The sequence below is a fragment of the Enterovibrio baiacu genome (assembly GCF_004120195.1).
GTDB lineage: Bacteria > Pseudomonadota > Gammaproteobacteria > Enterobacterales > Vibrionaceae > Enterovibrio > Enterovibrio baiacui.
Genome location: NZ_SCHN01000006.1, coordinates 107,256 through 119,819, shown reverse-complemented (window position 1 = coordinate 119,819; position 12,564 = coordinate 107,256). Strand labels below are relative to the sequence as shown.

The 12,564-nt window shown below is 48.3% G+C and carries 7 protein-coding genes, 1 tRNA gene and 1 other RNA gene; 2 read left to right on the top strand and 7 right to left on the bottom strand.

The genetic code is table 11. The annotated features are described in order from the left end of the window. Positions 1–34 precede the first annotated feature (34 nt). Positions 35–1,177, bottom strand: a complete 1,143-nt coding sequence (locus tag EQP46_RS03160; RefSeq protein ID WP_129492271.1) for an amino acid ABC transporter substrate-binding protein — start codon at positions 1,175–1,177, stop codon at positions 35–37. Between the two features lie 590 nt (positions 1,178–1,767). On the opposite strand from EQP46_RS03160, the gene EQP46_RS03155 reads away from it, so the two are divergent. Next, positions 1,768–1,858, top strand: a tRNA-Ser gene (locus EQP46_RS03155). 43 nt (positions 1,859–1,901) lie between these two features. Then, a non-coding RNA gene (locus EQP46_RS03150) (RtT sRNA) lies at positions 1,902–2,049 on the top strand. A 119-nt stretch (positions 2,050–2,168) separates the two neighbouring features. Here the strand turns inward: EQP46_RS03150 and EQP46_RS03145 are convergent. The 6 genes from EQP46_RS03145 to EQP46_RS03120 form a co-directional block, all read right to left on the bottom strand. Beyond that, the gene (locus tag EQP46_RS03145; protein WP_129492270.1) at positions 2,169–2,564 is read right to left on the bottom strand and encodes a nuclear transport factor 2 family protein; all 396 of its coding nucleotides are present in this window, start codon (positions 2,562–2,564) and stop codon (positions 2,169–2,171) included. A gap of 325 nt (positions 2,565–2,889) precedes the next feature. Further along, the gene (locus EQP46_RS03140; RefSeq protein WP_129492269.1) at positions 2,890–5,226 is read right to left on the bottom strand and encodes an ATP-binding protein; all 2,337 of its coding nucleotides are present in this window, start codon (positions 5,224–5,226) and stop codon (positions 2,890–2,892) included. Then, positions 5,219–6,277 (bottom strand): cytochrome-c peroxidase, encoded by a 1,059-nt coding sequence (locus EQP46_RS03135; RefSeq protein ID WP_129492268.1) that lies wholly within the window; start codon positions 6,275–6,277, stop codon positions 5,219–5,221. Before EQP46_RS03135 ends, EQP46_RS03140 begins: the two co-directional genes overlap by 8 nt. A 199-nt stretch (positions 6,278–6,476) precedes the next feature. After that, positions 6,477–9,809 carry an efflux RND transporter permease subunit gene (locus tag EQP46_RS03130; RefSeq protein WP_129492267.1) on the bottom strand — a complete coding sequence of 1,111 codons (3,333 nt, stop codon included), beginning with the start codon at positions 9,807–9,809 and terminating at the stop codon, positions 6,477–6,479. After that, positions 9,806–10,954: an efflux RND transporter periplasmic adaptor subunit gene (locus EQP46_RS03125; RefSeq protein WP_129492266.1), complete on the bottom strand. Its 1,149-nt coding sequence runs from the start codon at positions 10,952–10,954 to the stop codon at positions 9,806–9,808. The genes EQP46_RS03130 and EQP46_RS03125 overlap by 4 nt, the downstream gene beginning before the upstream one ends. Continuing rightward, complete coding sequence (locus EQP46_RS03120) at positions 10,951–12,552, bottom strand: class I adenylate-forming enzyme family protein (RefSeq protein ID WP_129492265.1); 1,602 nt, start codon at positions 12,550–12,552, stop codon at positions 10,951–10,953. Before EQP46_RS03120 ends, EQP46_RS03125 begins: the two co-directional genes overlap by 4 nt. Positions 12,553–12,564: the final 12 nt, after the last annotated feature.

Here is a 12,564-nt window from a genome sequence, read left to right as displayed (position 1 = left end):
TGCCCCAGCGTATGTCAGAGGTAGTGATAACTACTTAACGGATAGGTGGCGCGTACAAGATACCGCCGTTGTTCCATAATGCGTTCACACCACGTTGAATCTGAAGTGGTGAATCTGCGCCTACGGTGCGTTGGAAGCTCTCGTCATAGTTACCTACTTGCTTGAGGACTTGGTAACCCCAGTCATCATTCAAGCCAAGGCCTTTACCTTTAGGACCATCCAAACCAAGAATACGGCGGATGTTTGGATCTTTAGAGTTCTTCATCTCATCAACGTTTGCTGATGTGATTTGGAATTCCTCACCATTGATCATGGTGTTCAGAGTCCATTTAGCGATGTTGAACCAGTTGTCATCACCTTGACGAACAACAGGGCCCAAAGGCTCTTTAGAAATGATTTCTGGTAGTACGACAGCGCTTGTAGGATCAGCGAGCTTGATGCGAGATGCGTACAGACCAGATTGGTCAGTCGTTAGCGTGTCACAACGGCCAGATTCAAAACCTTTCACCGTCGCATCATACGTATCGTAAACCACTGGCTTGAACGACATACCGTTTGAACGGAAGTAGTCAGACAGGTTTAGCTCTGTAGTGGTACCTGATTGAACACATACAGATGCGCCATCAAGGTCCAATGCGCTTTCCACACCTAGGTCTTTCTTCACCATGAAGCCTTGACCATCGTAGTAGTTAACACCCACAAAGTTCAGACCCAACGTGCCGTCACGTTGTAGCGTCCACGTTGTGTTACGTGAAAGTACATCGATTTCACCAGACTGAAGTGCAGTGAAGCGCTCTTTCGCTGTTAGCGGTACAAACTTAACTTTCGATTTGTCACCTAGAACAGCAGCAGCCATTGCTTGACAGAATTCAACGTCAATACCTTCCCACTCACCATTAGAGTTCGGGTTAGAGAATCCTGGAAGGCCAGTACTTACGCCACAGCTGATAACGCCAGCGTTTTTCACGCGATCTAGCGTATTTTCACCTTGAGCAGACGGAGCAGGTGCTTGAGCTGAACCAGCTTTCGCTTCAGAGAGTTGCTTCTCTAAAGAGGCGACTTGCTGATTTAGACTGTCAATTTGCTTCTGGCTATCAGCGTTTCCGCCGCTGTCACAGCCTGCGAGCAATAGTGCTGACAGCACTGCAAGTCCCAATGTCGACTTTTTATTAACCATACCTATTAATCCTTTGTGGGTTATTACTGGTTGCTATTCATGGACGAGATTCATTTGAGACAAGCTGCCTAAAAAATGGAGTGAAGCTCGTAAAACCACGTCAAAGCGATCGCTAACGTCAAAATTATTGTTAATCGAATACGCTTCGTTAACACTGCATTAACAAAGCCCAGTATAGGACTTGGGATTTTGGCTGCAAATTGAACGAGTAAGAGGTGTGATCTATGCAATGATCTTCGCGAAAGTTCATGGAATTTCTTAAGAAAATGTGAATATGTGGGTTTGTAACACATTGTTTTTACATTACTGATCGGCGATTTAGCGTGCTGATTATGCAACCTGTGCGAGCATTCGCGCTTTAGCATCGTTTTTGAAGGTTTAGTTTTGACCAGAATATTAGAACTATCTTGATTAAATGTTTATGCAGTACACCATGCGTATAAACGATAAATTTAAATCAATTGTTTGAAATTAATCCAATAACGGCGGGTGATGTGCACATAGTGGCGTAATAATGCGCGAACGAACAAGAATGCATAATTAGTGGGTTTACAAGCCACGAACTCCCTATTAATATACGCCTCAACCACGGAGAGATGGCTGAGTGGTTGAAAGCACCGGTCTTGAAAACCGGCGTGCGTTTATAGCGCACCTAGGGTTCAAATCCCTATCTCTCCGCCAAATTAGAAAAAGCCCGCTCATTGAGCGGGCTTTTTCGTATCTGGAGTAAACCTCTGAGATAGGGATGCAGGACCCTAGTCAGGGTTCAGCCGAGCGAAGCGAGACAACGTTGCCCCGACGCAGTCGGAAAAGGCAACGGCCCGAAGGGCGAGGACGCGAAGCGGCCGAGTAAATAACCTATCTCTCCGCCAAATTAGAAAAGGCCGCTGTTCTTACAGCGGCCTTTTTGCATTTTTAAACCTCGAAAAAGATAGGGATGCAGTGCCCTAGCCAGTATTCTGCTGAGCGAAGCCAGATAACTTACTTATATTTACTTTCCCCAGAACTGATCTTCGGCAGCTTGATCATCAGAGAAAAGCCAAACACCGACAATTTTATTGTCTTTGAGTTGGAATAAATCAACGCCAGTCATGTCAATAGAAGACGTTTGGGTTTTACCAGAGAATGTCACTGCAATAGAGACAAAATCATCATTTGCCATTGGATTACTCGTCGGCTTCACGACAAAACTGCCGCCAGATGTCTCCATCATGCCACCCACCATTGCGCCAACTTCATTGAAGCCTTTTTTTATACCTGAAAATGCATTGTTACCGGGTTGGACCCATACAACGTCATCTGCGAAAAGGCTTGCGAGTGTTGCCATGTCTCCTGCTGCCAAGGCTGAAAAGTAGGTTTCTATTGTTTTAATGTTTTGAGCTTCCATGTTGTTTTGCCTCGCGTGAATATGAAGTCATTGCGCCGCAGAGGGCGACACTGCATTGATACTTACAATTTTTCTCAGGTGCGATAGAAGCTTAGGTGTAATCATCTTGATGAACTAGAGGGCTATTATGGTTCTTATTGGTACTAAAAAGTGACCAATAAAATACTTTTAGGCTTTATTGTATTGTTTATTTGACGGTTTTATTCAGGTGAGGGTCAGGTTAGGAGATTGGTATAGATGTCAGGGGCTCTTTGCGGTTCTCTTCGGTTCCGTATCAACAGATTCAAGGCAAGTCAAAAAGACGAGTGTGCAGTCGCCCCTTTTCTCAACGATGTTTAATTTGTTTTTCCGCTTTGTCCGTTGTGTGTAAGTCTAAAATTCGGTTAGCTTGGTGAATGTTTACCGACATGAGGTTGAGGATCTTTTGTAAGGTTGTCGACTCGGGTGAGATGTTCATTCTGGCCAATTCTTCGTTCTCTTTCGCAAGTTTAGCCAGGCTTGGCATGTCCAAGTTCAATGCCGTACCTTTTACTACATGTAACGCATTGAAAAGCATATCAAGATCGCCTCTGCTGAAGGCGTCAATAAGGTTGTCCGAGGCTTTCTCAAATTCTTCAACCATCAACATCATCAAACAGTGTTGTTCTTCTATATCGTCATCGAAGACTGCCAATGTTGAGCTAGACGACAATTCCTCTTCTGTCATAGGAAGGGCGTTTTTGGGCATCCTCGACAAACAAACGACATTTGAGGTGTCGGCATCTTCTGTCGTGATGCCGCGGGCATGTCGGCGTCGTTCGAAATCATCCATAAAACGGTGGATCGCGCTTTCAATACTGCTTTTTTGGATGGGTTTGGTGAGTACATGGTTTGCGCCAATGCTTAAAAACTCGTCATGTGCTTCTCGGAAAACATCGGCGGTACACGCAAAAATCACGACCGGAGATTTCATTTGCTGACGAATGTGCTGAATAGCGCCAATGCCATCGAGTTCCGGCATGTGTTTGTCCATCAAAATGAGGTCATAGGGTTTGGCGTTTAGCGCCTCAATGGATTTTCGACCGTCAGTGGCGATATCGACGCAGTGCCCCAGCTGTTCACACAAACGTTTGGCGACCATGGCATTGACTGCATTGTCATCAGTGATCAGGATATCAAGCGATTCAATGCGCGCAGTGCCGTCTTTCACCGGCTCTGTTTCGATTTCCTCTGCGTATTCGTCAATGATCTCCAGAGGCACAGTGATCACGAAGGTACTGCCTTTCCCTTCATCACTGACCACACTGATGATACCACCCATGGTGTTGATGATGTTTTTCACGATCGACAGCCCCAATCCTGTTCCGCCATATTTTCGTGTCATTGATGCTTCTGCCTGGCGAAAAGGTTCGAAAATATCAGCAAGCTTGTGTTTCGGAATCCCTACGCCCGTGTCTTGAATCCAGATCCCCAATTGGTTTTCGCTTAACTTGTAATCGCAGATAATTTTTACGCTGCCCTTGCTCGTGAATTTAAGGGCGTTGCCCACAAGGTTAAAGAGGATTTGGCGAAAGCGGGAGCTGTCGCCTGCAAAGGTGATGTCATCGGGAATATTGCTTTCTACCTCCAGTGCGATGTCTTTTTCATCGGCAATAGGGCGCAGGGCATTCGTAACAGGATTAATCAGTTGCTTGAATTTGAAAGGATGACGCTCAAGTTCGATAAGCCCTTGCTCAACTTTAGAAAAATCCAAAATATCGTTGAGAATGGTCATCAAATGCTCACCAGAATCGTTGATGATCTGAATGTTTTCCTTTGTTGTTGCTTCCTGAGTTTCATCAGCAATGAGCTGTGCCATGCCAAGTACCCCGTTCATGGGAGTTCTCAGCTCATGGCTCATGGTGGCCAAAAAAAGCGATTTTGCTTGATTCGCGCGCTCGGCGTTTTCCGTCATTTCAGTAAGCTTTGCGTTTACTTCGCTCAACTTATCAACGCGATACCATGAAGATAAAAGAATGAACCCAATGAGGCTGACAAGTGACAGGCTGAAGAGCAACACAGACGTTTGGAATGATTGGTATTCCATGTCTTTCAATGCGTGTTCTGTGTTTTCGACAAACTCGCTATGCTGACCAAGCACCATGTCGTTAATCAATCGCGATATTTCACTGTTCAACGTGTTATATCGCTCAACAAATCGGGTGTTCTCAGGGGTTAACACCCCCAAGTTTGCCGTTAATTCAGCGGGCAATCCATTCGCTGATTTGTCGGGTTCAGACAGGGCGTGAATGGCACCGTTTCGGGAAATAATCAATGCGACAAGGTTGTCGATAGACTGGGCGAGGTGCGTAAACTCAGCAGAAAATGTTTCGATGGCGCTGTTGATGAGTTGGGTATTTTTGTCGAAAAACGCAAGGTGAGAGGTATGCGATTCCGCTAAGAAGCGCTCTAAGGCTTTTTCGGTGTTAACGACCCCACGGTTGATGAGATGGGGGGTGACAATATGCCCCGAATTGAAAGCGATCGCCTCATCGCGTAAATACAGAATGTCATGGCCGAGAGACGTGATTTCGGTACTGAGGTGGGCGAGTCTATTTTTGGCGATGTAACCGTTGGCAGCCATCAGCAGCAACACGGCGGAAAGAAAGAGAAAAACATATCGGAAGTGAGGGAGTTTATTCACGTTCTAAAATCTCCAGAACCTTTGGCCTTGGTGCGCTAAGGGCATGCAGGAATGCTGATATATCGTTTATCACTGACTGTTCTAAGGATTGTCCTAATTGAACCTTCGCCATGATTTCGATGGCTTCTTCCAAGTTGTTTGTTCTGCCGTCATGAAAATAGGGCGGTGTGTCTGCAACGTTCCTCAAGCTGGCAACGCGAAAGAGGTATTTGTCTGCATTGTTTTGGGTCATTTGGAAGCGTCCAGTATCGAGATTGCTTGCACTTGAGGTGTTTTTCGTTTCGCTGTCGTAGTAGCCAAAACGTTGCATCAAACTTCCACCGATGTTTTGCCCTTGGTGGCAATTGATGCACCCCAATTTTTGGAATGCCATCCAGCCTTTTTTCGCCGGTGAATCAATGGCGTATTGATCACCGTTGAGATAGCGATCAAAAGGGGAGTGTGGTGTAAGAAGTGACTCTTGGAAAGCAACCAGCGCATGCTGAATGGAATCTGCGCTGATGGGTAAAATCTCCGCTTCTTCAAACAGGGTTTCGTACTCAGGACTAGAGGCCACGTATTCAACAATGGCTGCCCATGACGATGCCAATTCGAGCGGGGCATGAACAGGACCGTCTATTTGTTTTTTCAGGGTGTTTGTTCTTCCATCCCAAAAGAATCGGTAGTTCAGTGCGGCGTTAAACACGGTTAGCGAATTTCGCGCGCCAGCACCACCCACGCCAACAGAAACAGCCGTGTTTGCAGCGCCATTTGTTTGCAGATTATGGCAACTCTCGCAGCTGACGCGGTTGTTTGACGACAGGCCTTTGTCTCTAAAAAGTGTCCAGCCGACTCTGATTAAAGGAAGATCGTAATCCCGATGTTCCTGAATAGGCAAAACGAGGGCGGTTTGGCTTCGATAGCTCACGTCACGGCTTGTTCCATGGTTGTCATTGTCGTGACCATGACCGTGTCCATCACTCAGCGAATGAGTCGGCCAAAAGATGCTACTTAAACCAATGATGATCGCTAGGGAGAGGCACCCGATAAGCAAAACGCGATGATTAACCATATTTTTTATATGTATGAATACTCATGCATAAAGCGTAGTTCACCATGAAGGTTTGTCGAGTCTGTTTTCCTCTAAATACTGTTATAAATATTTATAAAATAATGAGTTTATTGTCACTGATGTTCCAGATCAATCAAGGTGTCATGTATTTGTATTTACCAATTAAACGGCAAGCTCAGCTTGCCGTTTTTGTGTGTATTTAAACAGGTCGTGCTTTATGGTCAGGAATTAGGTGTTCATTGACGGTGTTTACAAAGCCAAGCAGTTTGCAGTACGCACGTTTTGGCAAGCTCATCATCACCAGCGGCACGAGGTACAACACGGTGAAGAACGACGTGGTCATGCAGAACACAATCACCACCGCGATGTTGTATTTCGCCACTGCACCAAAGTTGAATTGGAAGACCAAAGGCAACACGCCGAGGATCAGTGAGAACGAGGTCATAAACACCGCATTGAAGCGCTGAGAACAGCCTTCGATAATCGCGTCTTTCAGTTTGGCGGGGTCTGCATGTTCACGCGCAATGCGAATCACTTCGTACACCATGATCACCGCTTGTTTGGACGACAAACCCACCGCCGTTAATATCGACAAGCGGGTATAGATATTGTCGGACAGGCCAAACAGATCTAGCGCGATATACCCCGAAAAATAGGTCACTGGTACAGTGGAAAGCACGATGATCAGCGGCGCGACCACAGAATCGAACAACACCGTCAGCAGCAAGAAAATCAGCAGTAACGAGAACAAGGTAATGTTCATGTGCTCGGTCACTGACGACGAAATCGAGCGGCTTGAGCCAATGAAGGTGATGTTGTGTTCAGCAATGCCTTTCGACATCAGAATGTCTTTCAAGGTATGAATTGCATCGTACTTGTTCACGTCAGACAACGTAATGCCGCGAATTTGAACACTTGGTAGGCCGTTGGTTTTATTGATGTTCAATGGCTCGAAGGAAGGCTCTACATGCTGAATCGCACTTTTCATGATTTTACGGTCGCCATCGTCATACAAGGCGTAATCATCAATGGTGGTGGTTGCCTGCCCATTGCTTTGCATGGAACTGTGTAAGTTGCTGTTGTGCTCAGACGGGTTCACCCCAAGATAGACCTTCACATTGTCGTTCGCATGGGGCGTTTTACCGATGTAATTCGGCTGAGAAAACGCTGCAATCAATGAAGCAAAGTAGCGACGCTCTGCGCTGCCATACGTTGTCGAATCCACCAAGGTATCGATCTTAAACTGGTTCGATACGTATTTCGCATCGTGCACCAAAAACTCGTAAAGCCCCGTTGCACGCGCTTCTCGCAATGCTGCTTCTACCTTATCCAACACTTGTTCCGTGTCGCTGCCCATGATCGCCATGTCGATAGGGAAGGTAGACGCGCCTGGAATGTCCGTTGGCAAAATCACAAACGAGCGGCTCAATGTTTCTTGGGCGAGCATCGACGCCAAGCGCTCAGATTGCTCAACCAGCAAATTGTTTTTCTGCGGGTTATCAACGAACTGCTGCAGCGTGTTTTGCATCGGCAGCGTGATGTGTTCCCACCACGCCAGATTGTCGTTGCTTTCCTGCGTTTCAAAGACAGGTTCTTTCAGGCGCACGTAATGGGTGATCATGTTGCTGTCAGGCAGGCCAGTGACATAGTTGGTGGAATCCACCCAATCGAGCGCCAAAATACGTTGCGTCAGTTTGCTGGCTTGCGCCTGCACGTCGGATGACGTTGCATTCGGACTGACCTCACTCAGCACGAGCAGCAAGCGCTTGTCTTCCGGCGGTGCCACTTCACTGTCGCCGTTTTGCCATGCGTAAAAGCCTGCGACTAACACACCCATGATGACCACCGCTGTCAAAGAACGCATCATGCGGCTTTCCGCGAAATGGCACAGAGATTGGTGATACGCGCGCAACACCGGGTTTTGATACGCTTCGTTTGTGATGTTGCTTGCTGTGTTATGTGGAGTGTTGTTTGCCGCCTGATTTGCATACGCGCGCGTGCTCGGCAACAGCTTGGGTGTGATAAGCACAGACACAAACAAAGAACACAGCAGGGCGATGGAAATGGCGATGCCGAACTCTTTGCTGACCACACTGTAATCGGCACTCGAGAAAATATACGGTAAGTACACCACCACCAAGGTCAGCGTAATCGCGACCAATACCATCAAGATGGCGCGTAATCGCATCAACTGGCTACCAGATTGTGTGCTGGCTGTGGTTGGCGCGGAACTGTGTCCATTTAAGTAATCTGTCACCACAATGGAATCATCCACCACAAGGCCAATGGCAATGATGAGCGCCGTAATCGTGATCAGGTTGATGGAATCGAGCGACACGGAATAGAACGCAAAGGCCAACAGCAACGAAAGGGGAATCGACAGAGAAATCGCAAAGGCCGAGGCGACGGAACGCGTGGTGAAATACACGATCAAGCAAGTGACCGCGATAGACAAGATAATCGAGAGCAGGGTTTCCTTGATGGAGCCATACAGCATCACGGTGCTGTCCATGATTTCCTGCGCTTTAATGTCTGGCTCACCGACCAAGAAATCGGTGATCATGGTTTTCACTTCTGTTGAAACCGAAAGCGGGTTAGCGCGGCCATCGAAGGTCGCCAACATCACCACGCCGTCTTTGTCATTAAACTTGGCTTTCACGCGGGTGTATTCGTTGGCGACACGAAATGTCGCAATGTCCGACAGCGCGTGAACCCCTTGCGTGCCGTCATCCTCAAGACGCAAGGTCGCCATTTTTTGAATGCCGTTATCGACGGCTTTATGGTGGTAAATCTCGTAGTTTTCACCGTCCACCAAATAGCTCGCTGGCTGAGTGAATGCCGATTGCACCGTGTCATACACTTGGTTGAGCGCAAGGCCTGCGGCGTTCAAGCGATCTTGATCCACGTCGATGTAAATTGCGTCGCTCGGGCCGTAAAGTGCGACCGATTGAATGCCGGGCAAGCTGCGAAGAATCGGCGTTACCTCACTTTCCAGCAAGCGACTCACCAAGGAATCAGACCGCTCGGCAGAGGTAAAGACATAGCCCAAGTCGGGGGCGAAATCGCCTTTATCTAAACCCGATGTCAGCTCATCAAGGTTGTTTTGCACCATCGGGCGGTTGGTGAGTTGGTTACTGATGTCGCGGGCGACGGCATCAATGTCCACGCTTTTGTCGAATTTCCCCGTGACGCGCAGTGAGTTATTGCCCACGGTGAGGCGGGTGTATTCCAAGCCGTCTTGCTCCGCGAAGATGTCTTCAATGTCGCTCGCGACATGAGTGGCAATGTACTTCGCAGGCTTATCGTAAAATTGGGCGGAAACAAAAATGGTGCTGCTGCGAGAGTAGGGGAAAGACGTGAGCGTGACGAATTTCAGCGCCGCCAACCCGCACATTGTGATGAGCAACATCAGAATGATGTAGCCCATGCGGGATTCGAAGTAGCGTCCTAGCCAAGAGGCCGTTGAGTTATTCATGCCGTTATCCATCGCTCCATGTTTTCCCGCATCAGGTTTCATCGGACCACGTTTCATCTGACCATTCCCACCAGTTGTTCGGAATCATTGGTTTCTGTGTTTGACGGTGTGTCGCGTTTTAAGACAGGTCTTTTCACGCGCACCAGCTCGTTATCCAGCAACTTGAATGACCCCGCCGTGGCGATGTGATCGCCTGGATTCACACCGCTTTCAAGTTCCAGCACACCGTCGTCGTACCAACTGACTTGAACATAACTTTTCTTTACGCGGCGACCATCAAGCTTGAATACATAAAAGCCTTTGTAATCCAAATGCACATACTTGTTTTCAAGGAAAATACCTCGGTCAGCGTGTTGCAGCGGCAAGTTAGACATGCAGCGTTCGAAAAGTGAATGGTTCACCAAGTTGGCGGGTGTCCTCGTGCTTTCCATCATCACATCGTCTGGGCTTAACGTGCCGTATAAAGTGACAAATTCGCCGTTGTCTTCTGGCTCGTGGTGGCTGTATTGCGCCGTGGCAATCACGTCACCGTTATCGACAGAGCGCAGGGCGATTTCATCCCGAAGCGCGATGGAAGAGAAGATGTGCAGCGGGATTTTCGAGGTGAACTCGAAGGTTTGGTTACCGTAAAACGTCAAGACAGACACGCCCGGGCTCACGCGGTCATACTGCTTCACTGTTGGGGTCTCAAACACGCCGTCTTCCGGCGCATAAAACTTGAAAGACTCAAACAGTGCGCGTTGATACGCCACTTCAGCCCGAAGGTTATCGACCTTCAATTGCAGTTCATCGGTTTCTTGTTTCGAATTTTTCACGCGGAGTGAACGGTAGCGTTTCAGATTCAATTCGTTGAGGCGCAAATTGTTTTGCGCCACTTGATAGTGATAACGCACCGATTCGTTTTCAATTTCGAGCAATAACTCGCCCTTCTTCACCTGATGGCCGCCTTTGCGCACATACACCACTTCCCCTTCCACTTTGGGTGCGAGGTGGTAAATGTTCTGCGGTGCGATCATACAAGCGGATTGATAGATCTTGTTGCGACGTTCCGTCTGTACCAGCAGGCTTTCCACGGTTTTCATTTGAAAGCCCGCAGGAATGTCCGTGTTGGGCGTTTTTTTCTTCACGCCCGCAACAGAAAACAAGGAAGCACCGAGTGCGACAGCAAAAACAGGGATGAGAAGTGCGAGTTTATTGTTCATAGTGTCTCTGCTAACTGTCTTGGTTGAACATGGGTGATTGGCTCAGGCAGCTGCCATTCAACGAGGTCATTGTCGAGCAAGGCTTGTTTCAGCTTCTGCTTGTTGTGCTTGCCGTTGTCGTTGATGGGAATATCCACCAAACGTTCCACGCGCTTCGGCAAGTGCGATGACAAGGCAGAGCGTTTCAACAAGCGTTCGCGCAGCAGTTCGTCAGACATTGATTCGCCGACTTCTTCCACGATAAAGGCCGTGATTGCCATGGTGTCTCCGTTCACCAAAATGCAGGCATCGCGGATTTCAGGCTGCGATTTCAACCACTGCTCATGCTCTTTGCAGGAATACTTCAAGCCATCAATTTTGAACACTTCGTCTTTGCGGCCACTGAGGTAGAGGTAGCCTTCGCTGTCCATGCGGCCAAAATCACCGGTTGCGAGTTTCTTCTGGCGGTCATTCTCGTCAAAGAAAATTGCCTTGCGGGTCGCGTCTGGGTTATCTAAATACTCTGTCATGACATGCGGGCCAGACACCACGATTTGCCCTTCAGTGCCAGCGGGAACAGGTTGATTGTTCTCATCCAAGATCTCGATGCGTGTCCCCGGAATCGCAATGCCGACGCTGTCAGGTTTTTTCGCGTACTCGTCTGGGTGCAGCCAGGTGGTGCGTTTGCACTCGGTCAAGCCATACATGGAGAAGAAGCGGCAGTTCGGGAAAATGGTTTGCATGTATTCCACTTCACCGCGGTGAATCGCTTCGCCGGTATTGGTGATGGTGGTGACAGATTCAAGTTGCTTGGCACTGCCGAACTGCTTAATCAAACGCGCCATCGACGGCACGATAGGGAAGTGGGTTGCGCTGATTTTTTGCACTTCCATCAAGTTCTTCTGCGGGATCATGAAAGAGTTGGTCAAGAAGGTCTGACAGCCCGTAAAAAGCGGGAACAAGATTTGATAGAAACCGTAATCAAAGTTCAGCGGCAAGGCGTTGTAAATCACGTCATCGCCATCAATTTCGAGGTACTCGATGATGGATTGCGCCGCAAACAAGACGTTGGAATGGCTCAGGGCTACGCCTTTCGAGCGGCCAGTTGAACCTGAAGTGAAGAACACCAAACCAATGTCGCTCGCCACAGGTTTGCGGTTGCGTTGTTGCGCAGACACGTCGGTTTCGTTCACGCCTGTTGCACGGTCATTTCTGATCCAGCTTGGCGCATCCAGCGACGATGTTTCCACCTCGCGATAGTAGCTCAACTGATAACTGGCTTTGCCTGCGTGTTCAGGGGCAATCAGCAACATATCTGCTTCGTATTGGTCTATGATGGATTGGTTTTTGAGCTGGTCGGCGCGCGCATCAATGGTGGCGAACAACACGCCAAGTTTGTTGGCGGCAAGCAGCAGTGGCAAGGTGTTCATGCCACGACCTGCGATGTACAGCAGGCGGTCGCCCAGCCCTAAGCCTTCCTTCACCAGCGCGTCTGCATGGCTGTTGGCTTTGTTGAGCAAATCCGTGAAGGTCCAATCGTTTTTCGCGTCACTCAGGCAAACTTTGTTGGGTTGCTGTTGTTGGATGTGTACCAACTGATCGTAAAGTGTCGTTTTCATAGGGATATTCCT